This window comes from Bifidobacterium hominis, assembly GCF_040095915.1.
Taxonomy (GTDB): Bacteria; Actinomycetota; Actinomycetes; order Actinomycetales; family Bifidobacteriaceae; genus Bifidobacterium; species Bifidobacterium hominis.
Genome location: NZ_JBBMFR010000004.1, coordinates 111,945 through 134,354, shown reverse-complemented (window position 1 = coordinate 134,354; position 22,410 = coordinate 111,945). Strand labels below are relative to the sequence as shown.

Genomic DNA, 22,410 nt, shown 5'->3' with positions numbered 1-22,410 from the left:
TGGTCGTGTGTGGTCGCGTATCGTTTTGCTCGGCCTGATATTGTCTTGTTTGTTTTAGACCGTTCGGCTTGGTATTGCCTGACTTGGCTTGATTTTGTAAGCATTCGCACAAGTTGCGATGTTCGTTTCCCTACCATCGGGTAGACTATCAGGGATTTTTGTTTTCATAAGGAGACCTCAAAGTGACGCAAAAGCGATCCGTGGTGATTATCGGCGGTGGCCCTGCGGGCCTGACTGCCGCTTGGGAGCTCGTCAAGGACGGTGGCTCCGAGAACTACGATGTGACCGTGCTGGAAGCAACCCGCGAATTCGGCGGCATCTCCCGCACCGTCAAGCATGATGGCAACCGTATGGATATTGGCGGCCATCGTTTCTTCTCGAAGGACGAACGCATCATGGATTGGTGGAAGGGGGTCCTGCCGCTGCAGGGCGCGCCAAGCTATGATGACAAGAAGCTCGGTCGTGAGCACGATATGGAACCGGGCGGGCCGGATCCGGAAGTCGAAGACAAGGTGATGCTCAAGCGCCATCGTGTGTCTCGTATTTACTGGAACCGACACTTCTTTGACTACCCGATTTCCCTGAGTGCCAATACGTTGAAGGCCATGGGTCCGAAGCTTACGTTGGTTGCCGGTTTCAGCTATCTGAAGTCCATGGTGCACAAGCTGCCGGAAGACAATCTGGAGAACTTCTACATCAATCGTTTCGGCCGCAAGCTGTATTCCATGTTCTTCGAGGGGTACACCGAGAAGCTGTGGGGACGTCATCCGTCCCAGATTTCCGCCGATTGGGGTGCGCAGCGCGTCAAGGGCCTGAGCATTATGGGCGTGCTGAAGAATGCGTTCCAGAAGCTCCTGCCGAAGAAGCGCAGCAATGCCGAGGTCGAAACCTCGCTGATTGAGGAATTCTGGTATCCGAAGTATGGTCCGGGCCAGCTGTGGGAAACCGTGGAGGCTAACTGCGAGGCCGCGGGCGTGAAGGTCATTACCGACGCCAATGTGGTGGAGATCCGCCAGTCTGACGGCAAGATCGCTTCCGTGGTGTATGAGGATTCCGAAGGTAATCGCAACGAAATGGCTGCGGACGATTTCATCTCCTCCATGCCGGTCAAGGACCTCATCAACGCAGTGGACGCTTCCAGCAAGCCCGCGCCGAAGGATATGACCGAAATCGCCAACGGCCTGCCGTACCGTGATTTCGTGACCGTCGGTCTGCTCGTCAATCATCTGCGCCTGCCGAACACCACCGACATTCCCACCCTTGGTAATCCGCCGATCGTGCCTGATTGCTGGATTTACGTGCAGGATCCGGGCTATAAGGTCGGCCGCCTGCAGATCTTCAACAACTGGAGCCCGTATCTGGTCAAGGATGTTGATAACACCGTGTGGATCGGTCTTGAATACTTCTGCGAGGAGGGTGATTCCTTCTGGAACATGTCTGACGAGGAGGCGAAGAAGTTCGCCATCCAGGAGCTCACCCGCATGCAGGTCATCAACGGCCCTCAGGATGTGATCGATTCCCATCGCGAGCGCGTGAAGAAGGCATATCCGGCCTACTTCGACACGTACGACCGCATGCCTGAGCTCGTGGAATACCTCGATTCCTTCGGTAACCTGTACTGCGTCGGACGTAACGGACAGCACCGCTACAACAACATGGATCATTCCATGGCCACCGCCATCGAAGCCGTCGGCAATATCAAGAATGGCAAGACGTCCAAGAAGAACGTGTGGTCCGTCAATACCGACAAGAGCTATCACGAGGAAAAGTAGGTTTCGGTAGGATCTCTCGGTAGGATCGGCAAACCGTTGTTTTAGTGCGACGCTCGCGTTGTTTGCCGGCGAAGACCCGTCATGTGATTGCATGGCGGGTCTTTTGCATTGCGATTGGCGATTGACTTGCAATGCTTGATTGACTTGCAATGCTTGATTGGCTCGAATACGTTGGCACGCCTGCGTTGCGTTGGTCTGGATAACGTTGTATGGTTAGAAAAGTTCGAAAACCGTGGTATTTCGCGGCGGACTTTCAGTGGCGGAACATTTTTCCGTATCTCTTTTTTACAGCTGTCGTGGGCGTGTGCCTGCGGGAAGCTAGGGAAAGGCAAAACTAGTGGCAACCAGCCCGAATCTTGAAGATATGAAACTGCCTGAGCTCAAGGAGCTTGCCAAGCAGATGGGCCTTCGTGGCACCTCCACCATGCGTAAGCCGGAACTTATCGCGACGCTTCAGGCTGCTCGTTCCGGCGGCGAGGCGCCGGCCGGCGTGACCGTTCGAGCCCCGAAGTCCGCAGCGTCCGCAGCTTCGGCTGACCTGGCAGCTCAGGTCGCAACTCCATCCGCAGACGCTGAGGTCGCGGCTGGTAGGGCCGAGAATGCCGGCAAGCCTGCTGAGGTTGCCGAGGTCAAGGCCGATGATGCTGAGGATTCTGAAAAGTCGGTTTCCAAAACCTCTAGGAGGACCCGCGTCGAGCGTACTGAGCGTTCCGAGCGCTTCAGCCGCCGTAAGCAGGACGAAGCGCCGGCAAGCGAGGATGCCGTGGGCGTCATGGTCGCTGTGAACGCTTTGGACAGCCTCGACGAGGCTCCGAAGCGCCGTCGTCGCCGTGATACGGAAGCAGCCGCCGATCTGCTCGCCGAATTGGGACTGGATGATGCTTCGCCGAAGCAGGATGACCATCGTCGCCATCGCAAGGATGATGAGGTCAATGCCGAGCCGCGTCGACGTCGCCGTGCGGTGGAGGAGCTGAAGGATGAGGATGTCGTGCGTGATCTCGACGATATTCTCGCCACGCTGCCTTCGCAAGGCAACGAGGGCGACGAGCGCCATGACGAAGCCGAGGATGGCGATTTCACACGTCGTGGCCGTGGCCGTGCCGGTGACAGGGGCGGCGATCGTATGGATCGTCGCGGACGCCGTCTGCGTGGCCGTGACCGCGATTATGATGAGCGTGACGATCGTCGTGGCCGTAACAGCGAGCGTAATGACCGCACTGAACGCAACGATCGCACGGATCGCAATGTCGAACGTGTCGAACGCGAACAGCGCCACGAGGAGCCGAAAGAGGATCTCGTGCCAGTCGCAGGCATCGTCGACGTGCTCGACTCCTACGCTTTCGTGCGTACTTCCGGCTATCTGCCGGGTCCGAACGACGTGTACGTTTCCATGGGCCAGGTCAAGAAGTATGGCCTGCGCAAGGGCGACGCCGTGCACGGTTCCATCCGCACTCCGCGTGAGGGCGACCGCCGTAACCAGCGTCAGAAGTTCGTGCCCCTGCAGTCCATCGACTCTATCAACGGCATGACCGTCGAGGCAGCGCAGAACCGCCCGCACTTCAACAAGCTCACCCCGCTGTACCCGCAGGAGCGCCTGAAGCAGGAGACCGCGCCGAACAAGCTCACCGGCCGTCTCATCGACATTGTGGCGCCGATCGGCAAGGGCCAGCGTGGTCTGATCGTGTCTCCGCCGAAGGCCGGCAAGACCATCACCCTGCAGAACATCGCCAATGCGATCGCCACCAACAATCCGGAAGTCCACCTGATGGTCGTGCTCGTGGACGAACGTCCGGAAGAGGTCACCGATATGGAACGCACGGTGCAGGGCGAAGTGATTTCCTCCACCTTCGACCGCCCGGCCTCCGACCACACCACCGTCGCCGAACTCGCCATCGAGCGTGCGAAGCGCCTCGTGGAGCTCGGCCAGGACGTGGTGGTGTTGCTTGACTCCATGACCCGTCTGGCACGTGCCTACAACGTCGCGGCTCCGGCTTCCGGGCGTATCCTTTCCGGCGGTGTTGACGCTCAGGCGCTGTACCCGCCGAAGAAGTTCTTCGGCGCCGCCCGCAATATCGAAAACGGCGGTTCCCTGACCATCATCTCCTCCGCTCTGGTGGAAACCGGTTCCAAGATGGACGAGGTGATTTTCGAGGAGTTCAAGGGCACCGGCAACATGGAATTGCGTCTGAGCCGCGAACTGGCGGACAAGCGCCTGTTCCCAGCCATCGACGTGAACGCTTCCGGCACCCGCCGCGAGGAGCTCATCACCGATCCGCAGGAACTGCCGATCATCTACCGTCTGCGCCGACTGCTTGGCGGTTTCGAGCCTGAGCAGGCCTACCAGACGCTCGTGCCACGTCTGAAGAAGACCGCGACCAACCGTGATTTCATGGCGTCGCTGATTCAGCAGAGCAGCAATAACGCGAATAATGGCAACAATTGATCGCAATTAGTCGCGAGTGATCGCAATCTGCGGTAAGCAAGCCAAGGGTCGTATGGCAATCGTCATACGACCCTTTCGTATATCCGCAAGGCATTGCAGATGTATGGATGATCACGTTGTGGACATGCGATACATAAATTCCGACATCCTAAAAAATACGAAATCAAAAGTTGAAAGTCGAAAATTGTATTGCCATATAAGGGGGTATGTGTAAATATTAAAAGATAAGTGATTGAAAATCGAAATTCGTCGGAAGCGTTACGAAAATGCGGTTGACGGTTTGTGTGTTGGGGTGGGTATCGTAATGGACGAACTGTGAGCTGCATAGGGGAGTCGGTCCTGCCAGGCCGATGCAGAATGCTTGTTGGAAAGGGGTATGTATGACAGGCAACGGCAACGAACCCGACACAACGTACGCTAACGTGGGTCAACTTGACGACATCGACGAGACCATCCTCCGCATGTTGGAGGAGGATGGCCGCGCCACGCTATCCCAGCTTTCGGACGCTACGGGACTGTCGATTTCCGCGGTGCAGTCGCGCGTACAGAAGCTGGAACGTCGCGATGTGATTCTCGGCTACAAGGCCGTCATCGATGATGAAAAGCGCGGGCTCGGCGTGCGCGCCTACATTGCGGTGACCCCGATCGACTATTCCAAGGAATCCGAGATTCCCTGCAAATTGCAGGATATCGACGGCATTATGTCGTGTGATTCCGTTGCCGGTTCTCCCAGCTACATGCTGACGGTGCGCGCGGCTTCGCCAAGCAAGCTTGAGGATCTGCTGAATGTCATTCATCAGACGGTGCCGGTGAGCACGGAAACCTCGATTGTGCTGCAACGGTACTTCTCCAAGTGACATTCGCGCGGTAGTCTTGTACGCATGAGCGATAGCGAACACGACTGGCTTCGGCCAGAAGAAGAACACGAAACCGAAACCATCATCGACGCGGGTACCGCGCAAAACAATCCTGAGGTTGCCGACGCCGTGGCGAAAATCGCCGCGTTGCGCCAGTCGATCGACAATGTCGACACGGCCATCGTCTCCCTGCTGGCGGAACGCTTCAAATACACGTCCCAAGTGGGCGTGCTGAAGGCACGTGCGGGCTTCGCGCCGGCCGATTACAAGCGTGAAGACTATCAGATCGAGCGTCTGCATCGCAATGCCGTCGACGCGGGTCTTGACCCTGATATCGCCGAAATGTACCGCGAATTCGTGGTGACCGAAGCCAAGCGTAGGCATAAGCGCATCGCCGAAAACGGTGGAGATCCGGGCGTGCTCGACGTATTCGCCTGACCTGTCTGTTTTCGGCAAAAACAAGTATTTCGGGGCATGCCGGGCGCTACATTGAATGCTTTGGAAAGTATTTCAGGCATTTGTAATTGCGATTGAGAGGCTCGGCATGCATCACGCACTTACGATTCATCCACGGGACATCCGTCGCCATCTTTCCGCGGCTACTGCTGTGGCGCTTGTCGCCGCGATTCCGGTCGCGGCCGTCGATGCGGCCAATGTGGCGACGTTCGTTCGGCAGAACAGGCAATATGCGGTCGAGGCGACGCAAAGTGACGTGATGAGCGCGTATGAATCCATCGACAAGCCTGGCCGTCTTTTCCTGACCCAGAGCGGAACTTCTGCATCGCACGCATCACAGCGCGTTCCCAAAGGCACTGTGGCAATGCCGTGGAAAGTGTCCGCCACGTTCACTCTTGACGGTCCCAATGTGAGCGCTTCCGAAATTTCCGGCGCTTCCGGAATGGTTGGCGTTCGCATCGCCCTGCATGCCGTTGATGCCGACAAAACGGCCGATTTGACACCGATCGTCGCTTTCACCATCCCCAGCCGCGTCGGCAATGACGTGACCGCTGATGACGGTGTGGCCGTTTCGTCGGACAACACTTCGACACTGGTGGCCGCAGCCGGCAAACCCGGTGAGGATCTAACATTTAACACGTATGTGACGGCGAATCGTTTCTCCATGAGCTCGCTGGCCGTCGCCGCGGTGGATGGCGATGCTGGCCAATCGCTGCCTGATCTCACCAAGCGTGCGGCGACGCTGGTGGACGGGTTGACCAACGTTGGTTCGCAGCACAACCGCAAGCTCATTTCTCAACTGGAAAGGCTTCGGGACAACGAAAAAGCGATCGCCAAACAGACCATCTCAACGCGTTCCAAAGCGCATGAGCAGGCGTTCGACGCCTATGTCGAGGCGTATGTCGGCTCGTATACCACGCATCTGTCCGGCTCACTCGGCAATTCCACGCAGCTGTCCGCCATTCTCGGCACCGCATCCGAGTTGAACGGCGACACTCCCGTAGCCAAGTCCGTGGCGGATCTTGCCAACGTCGTCAACGACGTGAGCGCCGCCTACCGACATATTGGTGCCGCTGATGCGGTCGACGAGGTGATCCGCACCATCGAACAGCGCGGCACATCCGGGCTGGTGAGAGAGCTCGGTAAACGCGCGGGTGAGGAGCAGCAGCGCGGCTCCAAGGATTACAGCGTCGGCCAGTCACAGCTGTCCTCCGCGATGATTCCGTATTCGATGGACTTCACCGACGCATACACGGCTCGACTCAAGGAACTGGGCGCCACCACCGGCACCGCGTCCGAATACGAAAACCAGGCGATCGCCGACGTGCGTGCCGGCATCAAGGGCAATGAGAAGCTCAAAACCGCATCCGACAAAGTCTCCGCCGCGATGACCGCGCTGGCGGACGCTAGCGAGCATATCGGGCAGGCCAGCGCGTTCCATCAGATCATCGTGCGGTTTGCTGACCAGCTGGATTCGGATGACGAGACATCGGATTCCAACGCTGCTGACGGCTCTTCGGTGCTTGATTCAATGCGCGCCGTTTCGGCTGGGCGTGCGTTGTGCGCGAAGGCCGAGAAGTCGCGCGCCAAGGCTCAGCACAAGGCGGAACGGGTGCAGACCAAGGGCGATGCCGCCGATTCCTCCAGCTTGGTTGACGACAAGAACGCCATCAGCATGGACGATGTGATGAGCTATGCGGGTGGATTGCGTCCGTCATTCGGCGCGGCCGCGGACGTCACGTCGAAGAACGTGGCGAAGGTTGGGGGAGTGGATGGCTCCACGAAGAAGGGCGATTCCGTCGCTTCGGATGGCGGTTCCGAATCCGCCGGCTCGATGCCGATTTCGGGCTACGGTTTGGCGAAAAGCGAGTTTGCGCCAAATAATGGCGATTTGATCGACGAGACGGTTGAGTTGGCTGCCGCGGCCGAGATTTTGGACGGTGCGATGCAGTCTGGACTGTCGGCTGGCCCCGCAAAGGCGACTGGCGTCGCGCAGTATTTGCTGGCTGTCCCGATACTGTAGATTGGCTGTTTCCGCTGATGGGTGTGATTTGTGGTTGTTTTGGCGCGGCCCCCATTCATGAATAAGATCGATCTGGATTGGTTTTCCCGGTTTTTCGGATACGGGGGTACGTATTTCGGCTTGGAACGCCGCTTTGATGCCCTCTTGCGTGCGTTGACTGCGATTGCACATCGGGAATGCGGCTTTTTCGAGTACGGGGGTGCATATTCTGGCAGGGAATGTGATTTTCGCAACCCCGACCATGCATCGATTGCGATTTGGAAAAGCATAAGAATACGATAAAACCTCCTTTTGCGATACCGAAATCCGCAATGCGGGGCAATACAAAAGGAGGCTTTACCGTCAGCCGGCAGTCCCGTGAGAACCGTCGGCCGATATGATTTCAGAAGATTACTTCTTAGGTTTCTTTGCCGGCGGCTCGCCCAGCTCGCTTTCAACGATTGTCACGTCGGTTGCGGCCTCGTCCTCACCTTCGGCTGCTGCAGGCGAGGTGAAGGAGATGCGTCCGACCACGCGACCGGCTTCGGCAATATCGCCCAATGCACTTTCGATGGATTCGCGCGCTTCATCGGAAACGCCTAGCTGCACGGAAAGGATCGGGGTCTTCATCGAAACCTTGGCCTTCGACTTGATGCCACGCAGCGCGGCCAGCGCTTCACCGGCATGGGTGAGCAGCTCCGGGGAGATGGCTGCGGCGGCCGCATCGTACGTTTCAGCCTTCGGCCATGCGGCGTGGTGCACGGAGCCTTCGCCCTCATGCATCCAGCTCCACACTTCTTCGGTGGCGTACGGCAGGTACGGTGCCAGCAGGCGTGCGAAGGCATCCAAGCCCAGTCCCAGTGCGGTGCGGGCGGACTTCACGGCCTTCTCGCTCGGCACTCGGCCGGTGGCGTCGGCGGTGCCGTACGCGCGGTTCTTGACCAGTTCGATGTAATCGTCGCAGAACTGCCAGAAGTAGTTCTCGATGACTTCCAAAGCCTTGGAATGCTCGTAGTTGTTGAGGTTTTCGGTGGCTTCGCGCACCACGAGAGCCATCTTGGCCATGGCTGCGCGGTCCAGCGGCTCGGTCACGTCGGCCGGGTTCCAGCTTGCGGTTGCCGGAGCGCCCACATGATGGTTCTCATCCTCACGTCCGATGGCCAGTGCGAACTTGGTGGCGTTGAGCAGCTTGATGGCCAAACGGCGGCCGATCTTCATCTGGCCTTCGTCGTAGGTGGCATCCAGGCCCAAACGTGCCGCAGCGGCCCAATAGCGCACCGCGTCGGCGCCGAACTGCTTGATCGGCTTGTCTGGCACGACCACGTTGCCCTTGGACTTCGACATCTTCTTGTGGTCCGGATCGAGAATCCAGCCAGACAGGGTGGCGTTGGACCACGGCAGACACTTGTTTTCAAGATGCGCGCGATCCACGGTGGAGAACAGCCAGGTACGGATGATGTCCTGACCCTGCGGGCGCAGATCCATTGGGAACGTGGCGTTGAAAATCGCCTGGTTCTCTTCGCCTGGCTCTTCCCAACGGGTCACGATCTGCGGGGTGAGGGAGGAAGTGGCCCAGGTGTCCATGATGTCGGGCTCGGCGGTGAAACCGCCGGGTACGTCACGCTGGTCCTCGGTGTAGCCTTCCGGCACATCGTCGGTCGGATCGATCGGCAGGATGTCTTCGCTCGGGGTGATCGGGTGATCGTAATCCGGGGTACCGTCTTCCTTCACCGGGTACCACAGTGGGAACGGGACGCCGAAGAAGCGCTGGCGGGAAATCAGCCAGTCGCCGTTCAGGCCGTGCACCCAGTTCTCGTAGCGCACGCGCATAAAGTCGGGGTGGAAGTTGAGTTCCTTACCGCGTTCGATGAGTTCGGCGTTCAGCTTCTCGTCGGTGCCGCCGTTCTTGAGGTACCACTGGCGGGAAGTGACGATTTCGAGCGGCTTGTCGCCCTTCTCATAGAAGTTGGTCATACGCTTGGTTGGAGTCGGCTCACCGTCAAGATCGCCGGATTCGCGCAGTGCGTCGACGATGACCTTGCGTGCGGAGAACGTCGTCTTGCCGGCGGTCTCTTGGAAGATGCGCTGGCCTTCCTCGTCTTCGATCCAATCCGGAGTATCCATGACGATGCGTCCGTTGCGCTGGATGATGGAACGCAACGGCAGGTTCAGGTCACGCCACCATTCGACGTCGGTCACGTCGCCGAACGTACAGCACATGGCGATGCCTGCGCCCTTGTCCATTTCCGCGGCCTTGTGCGCCAGAATCGGCACCTTCACGTGGAACAGCGGGGAGTAGACGTACTGGCCGAAATACTGCTTGTAACGCTCATCGTCCGGATGCGCGATCAGTGCGCCGCAGGCTGCCAGCAGTTCCGGACGGGTGGTTTCGATGTAGATCGGAGTGCCGTCTTCGAAACGGAAGGCCACCTTGTGGTAGAAACCCGGGTACTCGCGGGATTCCAGTTCGGCCTGGGCCACTGCGGTCTGGAAGGTCACGTCCCACAGACCCGGAGCATCTTTCTGGTATGCTTCGCCGCGGGCTAGATTGCGCAGGAATGCCTTCTGAGCCACGCGCTGCGGGTGCTCGCCGATGGTGTGGTAGGTCTGCGTCCAGTCGATGGACAGACCGAGGGAGCGCCATAGCGCCTCGAACTGCTTCTCATCCTGAGCGGTGAGCTTCTCACACAGTTCGATGAAGTTCTTACGGGAGATCGGAACCTGATCCTTGGCGTCGATCTTCTTGCCATCGGTGCCTTCGAACGGCGGCACGAAATCAGGATCGTACTTGAGGGAGGTGTCCACGCGCACGCCGTAATAGTTCTGCACGCGGCGTTCGGTCGGCAGGCCGTTGTCGTCCCAGCCCATCGGATAGAACACGTCGTAGCCGTTCATGCGCTTGAATCGCGCGATCACATCGGTATGCGTGTACGAGAACACGTGGCCCACGTGCAGGTGGCCGGAAACGGTGGGCGGCGGGGTGTCAATGGAATAGACGGCCTTGCGGTCGCGGGTGCCCTGGAACTTGTAGACTTCGTTTTCGTCCCAGACTCCGCGCCACTTGTCTTCGAGACCGTCCACGCCGACCTTGTCGGGCAGCGGCGTGAGGTTCGCGTTGATGGTATTATCTTGGCTTTCAGTCATAAAGGCTAGTCTAGAAAGCGAATGTGACAACTTACGGAACCGCAACCGAATGCCGAAATCGCGAAATAATCGCAGGGAAATCAGTGCAGTTTTATTCTGCTCAACGGAAGCAGTCGGTCGGTCAGATTTTTCGGATATCCCTGCAACTGGTCGCTTACCGCAATGAAATTCTTACGCGTGTACAGCCAGTCGCTTGCCGCGTTCTCGCTGACGGTGCGTGCATACGTGCGCATGCGATTCTGATAATCGTTGTCGTTGGTGGCTGCCATCGCATCCGCATATGCTTGCTGCGCATCGCCATTCTCATAATGGAATACGCTTTGGCCGTCGGTGAATACGCTCGCATCGTTTTCGCCGCTCATGGTGGTGAGCGCGATATTGTACGTGCCGGCGTTCATACGTTCCGTGACTTGTGCCGCGGAATCAAGCACTTCCATATTGACGCCGATATTGAGCTGTTCGATCGCCGATTTCACGGTATTGCCGATCTGCTCGTATTCCTTGGGTACCAACAGATTGATGTCTGCGATATAGTTGGCGCCGAAATAGCTGCGCATCTGCTGGCCCTGCTCAAGATTGTAGGGGAACAGTTCGCTCAAGTCCTCATAGCCGTCTTCCAGCGGGCTGATCGGACCGCCGAGCGGCGAATAGGCGTCCGGAGCGTCTTTGGCGATGGATTGGGCGTCGATGGCGTACCGTGTCATTTTGCGGATCTGCTCGTCGGAGAATGGGCTTTCAGTGCCGTTGTTGAAGGCGAGCATCACTTTGTCGAAGCTGATGCCGCTGTCGGAGTTGATACCGCTTTGCTGGTTGAGCTCGTCCGCCGTCGATGCGCTCAACGGCAATGCCATGCTGATTTTCTTGGCTTCCATGGCGCTGACCAGCGAATCTTCGGAAGCATAGTAATACAGCGTTATTTGCGATGCGGCGGCTTTGGTGCCCCAATACGAGTCGTTGCGCTGCAGCACGATCTGTGTTTTCGACGAGGCTTCCACGGTGAACGGTCCCGATCCCACGGCCTTCTTACTGTAATCCGCCTTGCTTTCCTCGTCGTAGACGATGCCGGCGCGCCCGCTGAGTGCGCGCAAAAGCCTTGGATTTGGCTGATTAAGGGTGATGACTACTGTGTTTTCGTCGGGATTGGTGATTTCCTTGAGATCGCCGAGCTGGTCGGCGTCCACGTAATTGTTGTTGATGACGTTTTGCAGCGACCAGACCACGTCCGACGAGTCGAGTTTGTGACCGTTGGCGAAGGTCATGTTGGTGTTGAGCGTGAACGTGTAGGTCAGTCCGTCGTCGGAAATCTGCCATGATTTGGCGATTGACGGCTGCAGTTTGTTGGTTTCGCTGCGTGACACCAAGGTTTCGTACACGTTTTCGAGCAGTGCCTGCTCTATTGCAGTGCCCTGTTCGCTGCGGATGTCAAGCGATTCCGGCGCGCTGCCTTGTATGCCGATGGCGACGGAGGAGTCGGAAACGAGCGTGGTGAATGATGCGATCGGGCTTTTGCGGTTCGTCAGCGACCAGCCCAGCCAGGTCATGACGCTGAGCATGATGGCAACGCCGAAAAAGATCAGCCACCGCGTGATTTCGGCTTTCAGCTTGGCTTCCCGCCCGTTTTCTTCTTCCATGCTGCCGAGTCTAGTTGACACGTGCTACAGCGGGTGCCGCATCTACGGGATGATTATTCCAGTGAGTGGGAGAATCACCCCATTGGGAGGGCCGATACGGAACTATGCTGCGAATGCGCTGGGGCAGGTGTCGTTAAGCGGGCAGTTCAGGCAGTCCGGCTTACGAGCATGGCATATGGCACGACCGTGCAGTATCAGCCTGTGAGACAGATCCGTCCACTCCTCGGGCGGGAAGCATGCGGTGATCTCACGCTCAATGGCCTTGGGATCAGGAGAGCCGCTCGCCCAATCCGAACGCCAGCGCAGTCGACCGGTCACACGAATCACATGCGTGTCAACAGGAAAACCCGGCACGCCAAAAGCGTTCCCAAGCACCACATTCGCGGTTTTGCGCCCCACGCCCGGCAGACTTGTCAAAGAGTCCATATTTTGCGGCACTTCGCCATCGAACCGTTCGCACAATGCGTAAGAAAGTCCGATGATGTTCTTTGCTTTCGTGCGATGAAATCCGATGGAATGAATGATGCTTTCCACATGTTCGGGATTGGCGTTCGCAAGTGCGTCTGGACCTGGATATTCGTCGAATAATTCCGGCGTGACCATATTCACCCGCTTGTCGGTGGTTTGCGCGCTCAATACGGTCGCCACCAGCAATTCAAAAGGATTCGAAAAATTCAGCGCACATTTCGGATGCGGAATCTCCTCGCACAACACTGCGTATTCCTGATGCATGCGTGACAGTCGCGCTTGTTTCGATTCCTTGGGCACGCTACCAGTCTACCGTCGCATGAGCAACACAATCGCACGCACGAAAGCAAAACGGCCGACAGTCAAATCGCAGGCAATTGTAAAAAGCGGATATTGCAAACCGTCTGCAAAGCAAACGGATAGTAAGAAAAATCAGTCTTCTTCCGAAGCGTTACGGGCTGCGGCATCCTTGGCTGCAGCTTCGCTCTCTTCCTCTTCGGGAGGGTCGAAACGATAGCCGACATTGCGCACAGTGCCGATGACATGCTCGTATTCGCCGCCCAGCTTGGCACGAAGGCGACGGATATGCACGTCAACCGTACGGGTTCCGCCGTAATAGTCGTAGCCCCACACCTCCTGCAGCAGTTGCGCGCGGGTGAACACGCGCCCCGGGTGCTGCACGAGATACTTGAGAAGCTCGAACTCCTTGTATGCCAAGTCGATCGGATGCCCGTGCAGACTTGCCGTGTAGCCGTTGGTGTCCACCACCAAGTCTCCGGAGCGGATCATGCCGTCTTCGTTCTGCACGCCCGATTCGCGGGAACCGTACACTGCGTTGATCGGCGAGTTGCCGCGTTCCGACACCAGGCGAAGGCGCCCCTCGACCTCGGCCGGAGAGGCGGATGCCACTACCACGTCGGCGATGCCCCACTGCGAATTGACCACGGTGAACCCGCCCTCGGTGAGGATAAGCACGATTGGCGTGGAAAGTCCGGAGGCGTGGATCAGGCGGCACAGCGTTTTCGCCGTGGCCAGGTCGTCTCGCGCATCAAGGAAAAGAACGGTGTTTTCCGGCATTTTCACCAGGCTCGCCGCATCCATCGGCAGAACGCGCACGCGGTGGGAAAGCAACGCCAGAGAAGGAAGCACGGTAGCTGGGTCGCTAGCGAACGTCATAAGCGTCAGATCCGTCACGTTAGCTCCCTTTGTCTCTTGTGTTGGTTTTGCGTTGTTGCCGCGATTGTACTCTTGTTGTGTGTTATCGGCGTTTCGTTAATTTTATCTGAACTATGTGGACACTTGCGGCTACATTTAATGGTATTGCATACGTAATGACCACATTATGGAAAATCATGAAAAGGGGACGAAATGACCGCCTCTGAAAAAGTTGCCGTCAAGTCGGCTCAGAAAGCCTCGTTCGGCAAGGTGCTTGCCATCCAAATCGCCGCATATGTGGTGCTGGTTGTGCTTGCGCTGATTCCCGGCATTTCCTATGGGAATACGGAAGAGCCTGCGATCGTGTCGTTCACTGTTGCGGCTTCCGTGGCGATGATTGCGCTGCTTGCCGTGTTCAACCCGTTCCGCGATGGTGTTGCGGGGCATGCGATTTCCGTGGTTGCGGGATTGCTTTCCGTGATGTGCGCCACGACGGTGATGCTTGGTCGCACGATTTTCCCCGCCGATTTGGGTGGCGAAGACACATTTTGGATGCAGGAAGGTTGGATTGCCGGTGTTGGTGGTCTGTTGATCCTGCTGATTGTGGTTTCGTTCGGACGTCAGATGGCGCGTGAGAACCGTACGCATCTGATTCGTTCGCTGTCGCACAATGTTGTGGAAGGCGTTGCCATGATTGGCAGCGCGGGCTGGTGTTTCTTGTCGACGCTGCTGCCGATTCGTTCCGGTGAAAACGCGGCTTCCACCGAGTTTGCCGTGAATCCTGCGTGGATTGTCTCCGTAATCGTGTCGCTGTTGCTGATTGTTGCGCTCGATGCGTGCTCGTATTGGTGGAATCGTAATGCCGATCCTGATCCGCAATCCAAGAATCCGTGGATTGGCATCGCGCTGTTGCCGGTTATGATTTCCGGAATTGTGGTCGGCCTTGCATCGTATGCGAACGTCATACTTTGGTAATGCGATTCTTTCAATCGTGGGAAAGCAATCATAAGAAAATAATCGTAATGCAAAAGCCCGTAATCATGTGCGATCACGGGCTTTTGCTGTAGTTTGTATATCTGTTTTTTATCTGACTTGCGATTGTTATGCGAGGAATCCGAGATGTTCCAGCAGTACTTTCACCCCGATCAGAATAAGCACGATGCCACCCGCGATCTGTGCGGGCTTCTGCCAGTGCGAGCCGAATGCGCGGCCGATATACAGGCCGGCTGCGGAGAACAGGCCGGTGGTGATGCCGATGATGATCACTGAAATCCAAATATTCAGCGACATGAATGCGAAGCTGACACCAACGGCGAATGCGTCGATGCTGCAGGCTACGGCGAGCGGAAGCATGTGTTTCCAATCGAAATCAGCGGTTTCCTTGGCGTTTTCCTCATCCTCTTCGAATGCTTCACGCACCATGTTGCCACCGATGAGGGCGAGCAGGACGAAAATGATCCAATGATCGACTGTGGTCACGTATTTGCTGAACGTGGAGGCGGCAAAATAGCCGAGCAGTGGGAAAAGCGCCTGAAATCCGCCGAACCAGAGGGCGGTTTTGAACGCGTCGAGGTCACGCAGTTTTTTGACGGTGAGACCTTTGCCGATGGAAACGGCGAATGCGTCCATCGATACGGAAACGGCAATAAGTAATGTTTGAATCAACATAGCTGGTATATAGGTTCATCCCGCCGGTCGTCCCACGGGATGGGCCTCGACGGAGTCTCACGTCCGCCTACGCCTAGGGGTACCGACATAGAACTGCCGCGCCAGCCAGCGGGCTTTGAATTCTGCGAATACTGTTCGCATGCCGTGAATTACGTGCTCCACTATAGCGGCGCCAGCGAATATGCGCGTATGGTATGCGCGTATGGTGTGCTGTTTGGGTGGTTTGGCGGGCAGTTTCTTCCACTCGCTGGAGGAATCCGGACACTTGGAGGGTATGGTTTTGTCCGTTTTCCTCCAATCGGTGGAGGAATCTGCCCGCTGAGAAGTTGATTTGCGGGCATTTTCTTCCAGTGACTGGGGAATCTGCCCGCTGGAAGCCGTGTTAGTGGGGTGATTGTTCCAGTGAGTGGAGGTTTTTGCCCGCTGAGGGGCTGGTTTGCGGGAGAATTCTTCCAGTGACTGGCGGAATCTGGACGTTGGAAGGTATGCAAAAGCCCGTTGACGTGTGCGAGTGCGTATGTCAACGGGCTTTCCTTGGATTGCTACCTAAAGCTATCTAGAAAGGCGTGGAAATCACTTCTCGGATTCGGCGAGGCGCTTGCGGGCGGCCACGATCTCAGCTTCAGCCTTCTCGACGCCGGTCCAATAATCGCCCGGCAGCACTTCCTTGCCCGGCTCCAGAGCCTTGTACTGCTCGAAGAAGTGCTTGATTTCAGCCTTGTGGTACTCGGAAACGTCTTCGACATCCTTGATGTCGTCGAAACGCACGTCAGCCGGCACGCACAGCACCTTGTCGTCTCCGCCAGCCTCGTCGACCATGTGGTACAGGCCAACGGCGCGGCATTCCACCACGCAGCCCGGGAACACGGAGTTCGGGATCATGACGAGTGCGTCGAGTGGATCGCCGTCCTCGCCCAGAGTGCCGTCGATGTAGCCGTAGTCATCCGGGTAACCCATGGAAGTGAACAGGGTGCGGTCCAGGAACACGCGGCCGGTCTCGTGATCCACTTCGTACTTGTTCTTGGAGCCGCGCGGAATTTCCACCACGACGTTGAAGGTTTCTGCCATGTCATTTCTCCTTGAGATTGGGCAGTTTACATTACCAGTAACCACAATACCGCTTTCCGCCGAAGTGGAACCGGTATTGTGGCATGAATCGAAACGAATTCCTAGTTGAGCTGACTGAGATTAATCAGATCGATTGAAAATCAGTCTTCGACAACGGTGAGCACGTGTGCCACGTCGGCCCATGGGGCGAGCGAAACGTAGTTGTCGTAACCCCATTCGAAGTCGCGGCCGGTCAGCTCGTCATGCACCTTGAGCGGCTTGTCGGTGGCGAAACCGAAGTCGCCAAGCTCCACATGTACGATGGACTGGTGCGCGTTGTGGCCGTCGAGGTTCACGATCACAATCACCGTGTCTGCCTTGCCGGTGCCGGTCAGTTCGGCCGGGGTCTGGCGCAGGAATGCGATCACGCCCGCATCGTCGCTCGGCAGAATGTGCAGATTGTGGTAGCTGCGGCATGCCGGGTGAGTGTCACGAATCTTGTTGAGCGAGGTCAGCAGTTCGGCGATACCGTACTTTTCGGTGCTGTCCCAGTCGCGCACCTTGACTTCGTACTTCTCATTGTCAATCTGCTCTTCGAAGCCCGGACGCTGCTTGTTTTCGATAAGCTCGTAGCCGTTGTAAATACCCCAGCTCGGGCTGCCCATAGCGGCGAGCACCGCACGCACTGCGTGACCGGCGATGCCGTTGTCGCGCACGTAGGCGGTGAGAATATCCGGAGTGGTGGGCCAGAACGTGTTGTGCTGGTAGAAGCCGCCATCGCCGTTGGTCTCTTCGAAGTACTCTTCGAGCTCTTCCTTGGTGTTACGCCATGGGAAGTAGCAGTGCGACTGCGTGAAGCCCGCATAGCTCAGCGCGCGCATCATGCCCGGACGGGTGAACGCCTCGGCGAGGAACAGCACTTCCGGGTGCTTCTTCGTGACGGCGGCGATCACATCCTGCCAGAAACGCACCGGCTTGGTGTGAGGGTTGTCAACGCGGAAGATCGTCACACCCGCCTTGACCCACAGGTCCATAATGCGTTCGACTTCTTTTTCGATGCCTTCCATGTCGGCATTGAAATCGATCGGGTAAATATCCTGATACTTCTTCGGCGGATTCTCGGCGAATGCGATGGTGCCGTCCGGCTTGGTGCGGAACCAGTTCGGATGCGCCTTAACCCACGGGTGGTCAGGAGAGCACTGCAGAGCGAAATCAAGCGCGATTTCCAAGCCCAGCTCGTGGGCACGCTCGCAGAATGCCTTGAAATCGTCCATGGTGCCAAGCTGCGGGTCAACGGTGTCGTGGCCACCCAGTTCGGAACCGATGCCGAACGGAGAGCCCGGATCGTTCGGGCCGGCTACCAGGGAATTGTTACGTCCCTTGCGGTTGGTTACGCCAATCGGGAAGATCGGCGGCAAATACACAATGTTGAAGCCTTCGGCTGCGGCACGTTCCAAGCCGGCGATTGATGTCTTGAGGTTGCCGGGAACGATCTTGCCGTCTTCGCCGTAGTAGGCACCTTCGGAACGCGGGAAGAACTGATACCAGGAAGCGAAGCTGGACTTCGGGCGTTCCACGCGGAAACGCTGCGGATTCGACTCGGACAGGCCGTCGCGCAGCGGGTTGGTTTCGTGCAGCTGCTCGATGTCGCTGCTCTGGGCTGCGGCGAGACGCTCTTCGGCGCTCAGCGACTTGTTTTCTATGGTCTTGGCAGCGTCGCGCAGCACCTTCTTGTCGGCTGCGGAAAGCTTGGAATCCTTCGCATCGGCCCAACGTGCGAGCAGTCGTGCGCCGGATTCCAGCGCGTTCTCCACGTCGTCGTTCACTTCAACCTTGATGGCGGCGTCGTGCAGCCAGGATTGGTAGGTGTCTTCCCAGCCTTCAACCACGATCTGCCATTCACCCAGCTGGCGCTTAACGGCGGCATAGTCGGAATCCCACGGCTTCAGATCGCTGTGCTCGCCGATCTTGACCATGGCTTCCCAACGGTCAAGACCCGGATTGGTGCAGGTCATGGCGAAACGTTCAACCTCGCGGCCGCGTGCGCTGCGCACGGACACGGTCGCTCCGGCCTTGGTACGGCCTTCGATGAACACTTGGGCGGTGACGTTGAATGCTTCGCCGAGCTCCACGCGTGCCGGGAACAGGCCGTTCTCAACGTTCGGGGTGATGTCGAGCACGTTCACGCGGCCGAACTGTTCGGGGCTGGTGCGTTCGATGACGGGGGCTGGGGCTTCACCTACGACTTGCGATGAGGCGGCCTTCGCCTTAGTGGTGCGCTTGCGAGCGGTGGATGCCGTAGGTTTTTTGGCGGCAGTGCGCTTGTGAGGCGTCTGAGATGTTGATGACTCCGCCTTGGCGGTCGTCTTCTTGACGGTTGATTGTTTGGTTGTGGTGCGCGGTTCTGCGCTCTTATCTTCTTCTGCCATACCGCCGATTATAGAGGAGAAAAGGTGGATTTGGGTGAACTATCTTCCGACCAGCGATTTTCCACCCTTTGTGGATAACTTGTTTACCTACGATTGGTAAAACGTTTTTTGTGGATAAGTTACGTTTGCTGATAAGCGAAGTTGTCCACAAAACGGCAAAAAGAACGTCCTCCGACCACAACCCTTGAAAAAGACCATGTGGTAATCGCAAGTATGCAAGTCTGTTGAATCACGGCAACAACGACGTGCATATCGAAAGGACGATGCAATGAATGCGATGAAGCGACGTATGCTTGCGATTCAGGCCGCGGTATTGGCGGTCTGCGCCATCATCGTGACGATGACATGCCCGGCAGCGCTGGCCGCCGAACAGCTGCTACGTGCGAACGGCAAGCATTACGAATATTTTCTTGATGGAAAACCGTATGTGATCGGGGTGAACGCGGAATCGAAATCGGGCAAATTCTATTATTGCCGGCAAATCGAAAGCGTGACAGACTATAGGGTGACTGAAACCACCACCGTGGAAAATACGGAAGCGGCGCGGCGCCTCGCATGGCTGCTGTCCGAATATCAATATGACGGGGAGCCGGTGCTTACGTATGCGGCGATCGGCGTGCTGGTGCACCGCAACTATGATGACCAAAAGGTGTGGGCCAGGCATGAGCAATACCTCTTCTCAGTAATGGACGGGCTGGAAAGCAAGGTCAACGAGCTTTGGGAGGAGGCCGCGAACAAGCTGCCGGTTTCTTCGAGGGTGACGCGTGATGATCGGCAGGGATTGCGGTCCGGAAGCCTGTTCGTGCAGTTGCTGGATGCGAGTGGCCAGCCGGTCGAGGGCATATTCACGGCGACGATCGAAGGCCCGGCCGTGTTCGACGAAGATGATGAGCCCACGGCAGTCGGCTGGGCCGAACCGGAGGGAACCACCGTGTATTGGCATGCAACGGGCGCCGGCGAGGTCAATATCAAGGTCGGATACCAGTCCGTGGGATTGGATGAGGCCGTCACCGCGCAGAAAATGATGGTGCTGAACGATGTGGTGGAACGTGAGGATAGCCTGCTGACGTTCAATGTCGATAACCTTTATGCCCCCGATCAGGAAATGCCGCAGACAGGAAGTCCGATGGGGCTGGTGTTGGGTTTGGCGGCTGCCGTGATGTGCTGCGGGGCGTTCATGCTGTATGCGGTACGGCGACGATGATATGCGGCGATGATGTCGTCTCGCGGAGGTGAGGCTTCTCGATGAGAGTTGCGATATTTCAGCTGCAATATATTCCGCATGTGCGTGAGAATACGGCTATATCATGCTGAAAACGTTGAAATTAAGCCGCAGACGAACAGATTTTTCTGCTGACGAACTCCCATTTTCACGTATCTACAATCATGGCGTCGTCGATACGAATGGAGGTTGCGATGACAGAAGAACATGAAGATGAAACGATGGTCGCGAGCATGCGTGCGGATGCCGAACGGCAGGGAGCCGATGATCGGAAGGTCACCGATGCGCCGCATTATCTGGCGCGGGTGCTGATGGCCAACGGCATACGAAACATGTATGGCGTGGTCGGCATTCCCGTCACCGATTTCGCGCGCATCGCGCAGGGCATGGGTATGCGATTCGTGGGCATGCGCCATGAGGAAGACGCTGTGAACGCGGCCGCGGCCGACGGATTCATCACCGGTCGGCCGGCTGTCACGTTGACGGTATCTGCTCCTGGATTCCTCAACGGTCTACCGGCACTGCTGGAAGCCACGGTGAACGGCTATCCGGTCATCATGATCGGCGGCTCCTCAACCCGCCATGTGGTCGACCTTGAGGAAGGCGAATACGAAGGCCTCGACCAGATGAACTACGCCAAGCAGTTCTGCAAGGCTTCGCTGCGCATCGACCGCATCGAAGATATTCCGCTCGCGGTGGCCCGTGCCATGCATATCGCCTCTTCAGGACGCCCAGGCGCGGTGTACATCGATTTCCCCGATGACACCGTGGCACAGACCCTGAGCCAAAGCGAAGCCGACCGCCTGATGTGGACGGCAACCGACCCGGCCCCTGCCATGGTGCCGGCACGCGAATCCATCGACGCGGCGCTCGCATTGCTGCAGCAGGCCGAACGTCCGCTCATGGTGATCGGCAAAGGCGCCGCAATCGCCCGCGCCGAAGAGGAAATCCGCGAATTCGTCAAGAAAACGGATATTCCATTCCAGCCAATGTCCATGGCCAAAGGCGTAGTGCCCGATACCGACCCACACAGCACGGCAAGCTGCCGTTCCACCGCGCTACGCAACGCCGACGTGGTATTGCTGGTCGGCGCGCGACTCAACTGGATGCTGTCGTTCGGCCAGGGCAAAACGTGGAACGAACATGTGAAATTCATCCAAATCGACATCAATCCGGAAGAAATCGAAAACACGCGCAGTATCGACGTACCAATCGTGGGGGATATTCGTTCCGCCATGACGCTGCTCAACGGATCTCTGGAAGAATACCCGTTCAAAGCTGACGAAACCTGGCTGAACGTGCTGAAGGAAGCCAGCGCGAAAAACGTGGCGAAATTTGAAACCCGCGAACAATCCGATCAGCTGCCCATGAGCCATTTCAACGCCTTGAGAGCCATCAAAAAGGTGTACAACAAACACCATGAAGATCTCATTCTCACCAATGAGGGAGCCAATTCGCTCGATGATTGCCGCAACATCATCGACATGCTCGAACCGCGCCATCGTTTGGACTGCGGCACGTGGGGTGTGATGGGCTGCGGCACCGGCTATGCGATTGGCGCGGCGCTTTCCACTGGCAAGAAAGTGCTGTACATCGGCGGCGATTCCGCATTCGGCTTCGATGGTATGGAAGTGGAGGTGGCCTGCCGCTACCAGCTGCCCATCACCTTCGTGGTGCTCAACAACGGCGGTATCTACCGCGGCGACTTCGAAAACCTTGGAGCGGACGGTGATCCGTCGCCGCTGACGCTTACCTACAACGCGCATTACGAGAAGGTCCTCGAAGCGTTCGGGGGTAAAGGTTACTACGCCACCACTCCGGAAGAAGTCGAACGCATGGTCGGCGAGGCGGTCGAATCAGGCAAGCCAAGCTTCGTGCATGTGCAGATCGCGCAGTATGCGGGCAAGGAATCCGGCAATATCGGAGCGTTGAATCCGAAGCCGGTGGTCGGAGCCCTCGTTGATTCCGAAGTCACCATGTACGACTACGCGACCGGCGCTCGCATGTAGCGCATCGGCTGTCGGTATGACATGTGGGCGTGCGAACGGTGGAATGCGTGCGCCCACTTTTTCTGCCTGAAAACCAATGATCCGATCAACGTATCTGCAATATCCGG

At 57.5% G+C, this 22,410-nt stretch carries 15 protein-coding genes; 8 read left to right on the top strand and 7 right to left on the bottom strand.

Annotation, left to right across the window (positions count from 1 at the left end; translation table 11 throughout):
• Positions 1 to 182 precede the first annotated feature (182 nt).
• The 5 genes from WMO36_RS04445 (at position 183) to WMO36_RS04425 (ending at position 7,551) form a co-directional block, all read left to right on the top strand.
• Positions 183 to 1,772 (top strand): NAD(P)/FAD-dependent oxidoreductase, encoded by a 1,590-nt coding sequence (locus tag WMO36_RS04445; RefSeq protein ID WP_099571963.1) that lies wholly within the window; start codon positions 183 to 185, stop codon positions 1,770 to 1,772.
• Positions 1,773 to 2,109: 337 nt separating this feature from the next.
• Entirely contained in the window at positions 2,110 to 4,215 is a 2,106-nt protein-coding gene (rho, locus tag WMO36_RS04440) for a transcription termination factor Rho (RefSeq protein WP_349076960.1), read from the top strand.
• A gap of 380 nt (positions 4,216 to 4,595) precedes the next feature.
• Positions 4,596 to 5,072, top strand: a complete 477-nt coding sequence (locus WMO36_RS04435; protein WP_099571961.1) for an Lrp/AsnC family transcriptional regulator — start codon at positions 4,596 to 4,598, stop codon at positions 5,070 to 5,072.
• Positions 5,073 to 5,096: 24 nt separating this feature from the next.
• Positions 5,097 to 5,510: a chorismate mutase gene (locus tag WMO36_RS04430; RefSeq protein ID WP_099571960.1), complete on the top strand. Its 414-nt coding sequence runs from the start codon at positions 5,097 to 5,099 to the stop codon at positions 5,508 to 5,510.
• Positions 5,511 to 5,616: 106 nt separating this feature from the next.
• Complete coding sequence (locus tag WMO36_RS04425; protein WP_236824376.1) at positions 5,617 to 7,551, top strand: hypothetical protein; 1,935 nt, start codon at positions 5,617 to 5,619, stop codon at positions 7,549 to 7,551.
• Between the two features lie 390 nt (positions 7,552 to 7,941).
• Here the strand turns inward: WMO36_RS04425 and valS are convergent, their stop codons facing one another.
• From valS to WMO36_RS04405, 4 genes are all read right to left on the bottom strand, one after another.
• Positions 7,942 to 10,674: a valine--tRNA ligase gene (gene valS / locus WMO36_RS04420; protein WP_349076957.1), complete on the bottom strand. Its 2,733-nt coding sequence runs from the start codon at positions 10,672 to 10,674 to the stop codon at positions 7,942 to 7,944.
• An 80-nt stretch (positions 10,675 to 10,754) separates the two neighbouring features.
• On the bottom strand, positions 10,755 to 12,305 hold the full coding sequence (locus WMO36_RS04415; RefSeq protein ID WP_144165288.1) for an ABC transporter substrate-binding protein: 1,551 nt from the start codon (positions 12,303 to 12,305) through the stop codon (positions 10,755 to 10,757).
• A gap of 102 nt (positions 12,306 to 12,407) precedes the next feature.
• Entirely contained in the window at positions 12,408 to 13,037 is a 630-nt protein-coding gene (gene nth / locus WMO36_RS04410; RefSeq protein WP_294448364.1) for an endonuclease III, read from the bottom strand.
• A 168-nt stretch (positions 13,038 to 13,205) separates the two neighbouring features.
• Positions 13,206 to 13,967 carry a winged helix-turn-helix transcriptional regulator gene (locus WMO36_RS04405; RefSeq protein WP_349076955.1) on the bottom strand — a complete coding sequence of 254 codons (762 nt, stop codon included), beginning with the start codon at positions 13,965 to 13,967 and terminating at the stop codon, positions 13,206 to 13,208.
• Positions 13,968 to 14,141: 174 nt separating this feature from the next.
• Between WMO36_RS04405 and WMO36_RS04400 the strand changes: the two genes are divergently transcribed.
• The gene (locus tag WMO36_RS04400) at positions 14,142 to 14,903 is read left to right on the top strand and encodes a hypothetical protein (RefSeq protein WP_144165292.1); all 762 of its coding nucleotides are present in this window, start codon (positions 14,142 to 14,144) and stop codon (positions 14,901 to 14,903) included.
• Between the two features lie 126 nt (positions 14,904 to 15,029).
• On the opposite strand, the gene WMO36_RS04395 is transcribed toward WMO36_RS04400, so the two are convergent.
• The 3 genes from WMO36_RS04395 to WMO36_RS04385 all read right to left on the bottom strand — a co-directional run bounded on the left by WMO36_RS04395 (position 15,030) and on the right by WMO36_RS04385 (position 19,072).
• Positions 15,030 to 15,596, bottom strand: a complete 567-nt coding sequence (locus tag WMO36_RS04395) for a manganese efflux pump MntP (protein ID WP_144171219.1) — start codon at positions 15,594 to 15,596, stop codon at positions 15,030 to 15,032.
• A gap of 573 nt (positions 15,597 to 16,169) precedes the next feature.
• The gene (locus WMO36_RS04390; protein ID WP_099571952.1) at positions 16,170 to 16,664 is read right to left on the bottom strand and encodes an inorganic diphosphatase; all 495 of its coding nucleotides are present in this window, start codon (positions 16,662 to 16,664) and stop codon (positions 16,170 to 16,172) included.
• Positions 16,665 to 16,804: 140 nt separating this feature from the next.
• Complete coding sequence (locus tag WMO36_RS04385) at positions 16,805 to 19,072, bottom strand: maltotransferase domain-containing protein (protein ID WP_099571951.1); 2,268 nt, start codon at positions 19,070 to 19,072, stop codon at positions 16,805 to 16,807.
• 277 nt (positions 19,073 to 19,349) lie between these two features.
• On the opposite strand from WMO36_RS04385, the gene WMO36_RS04380 reads away from it, so the two are divergent.
• A complete protein-coding gene (locus WMO36_RS04380) occupies positions 19,350 to 20,276 on the top strand; it encodes a hypothetical protein (RefSeq protein ID WP_349076952.1) in 927 nt (308 codons plus the stop codon).
• 251 nt (positions 20,277 to 20,527) lie between these two features.
• On the top strand, positions 20,528 to 22,303 hold the full coding sequence (gene oxc / locus WMO36_RS04375) for an oxalyl-CoA decarboxylase (protein ID WP_099571996.1): 1,776 nt from the start codon (positions 20,528 to 20,530) through the stop codon (positions 22,301 to 22,303).
• Positions 22,304 to 22,410 lie beyond the last annotated feature (107 nt).

Excerpts from the sequence above, each read along its gene's own strand:
- WMO36_RS04425 (WP_236824376.1), top strand. The coding sequence starts at position 5,617 with ATGCATCACGCACTTACGATTCATCCACGGGACATCCGTCGCCATCTT.
- WMO36_RS04435 (WP_099571961.1), top strand. The coding sequence starts at position 4,596 with ATGACAGGCAACGGCAACGAACCCGACACAACGTACGCTAACGTGGGT.
- valS (WP_349076957.1), bottom strand. The coding sequence starts at position 10,674 with ATGACTGAAAGCCAAGATAATACCATCAACGCGAACCTCACGCCGCTG.
- WMO36_RS04415 (WP_144165288.1), bottom strand. The coding sequence starts at position 12,305 with ATGGAAGAAGAAAACGGGCGGGAAGCCAAGCTGAAAGCCGAAATCACG.
- WMO36_RS04380 (WP_349076952.1), top strand. The coding sequence starts at position 19,350 with ATGAAGCGACGTATGCTTGCGATTCAGGCCGCGGTATTGGCGGTCTGC.
- WMO36_RS04400 (WP_144165292.1), top strand. The coding sequence starts at position 14,142 with ATGACCGCCTCTGAAAAAGTTGCCGTCAAGTCGGCTCAGAAAGCCTCG.
- oxc (WP_099571996.1), top strand. The coding sequence starts at position 20,528 with ATGCGTGCGGATGCCGAACGGCAGGGAGCCGATGATCGGAAGGTCACC.
- WMO36_RS04430 (WP_099571960.1), top strand. The coding sequence starts at position 5,097 with ATGAGCGATAGCGAACACGACTGGCTTCGGCCAGAAGAAGAACACGAA.
- WMO36_RS04390 (WP_099571952.1), bottom strand. The coding sequence starts at position 16,664 with ATGGCAGAAACCTTCAACGTCGTGGTGGAAATTCCGCGCGGCTCCAAG.
- nth (WP_294448364.1), bottom strand. The coding sequence starts at position 13,037 with ATGCATCAGGAATACGCAGTGTTGTGCGAGGAGATTCCGCATCCGAAA.
- WMO36_RS04395 (WP_144171219.1), bottom strand. The coding sequence starts at position 15,596 with ATGTTGATTCAAACATTACTTATTGCCGTTTCCGTATCGATGGACGCA.
- WMO36_RS04385 (WP_099571951.1), bottom strand. The coding sequence starts at position 19,072 with ATGGCAGAAGAAGATAAGAGCGCAGAACCGCGCACCACAACCAAACAA.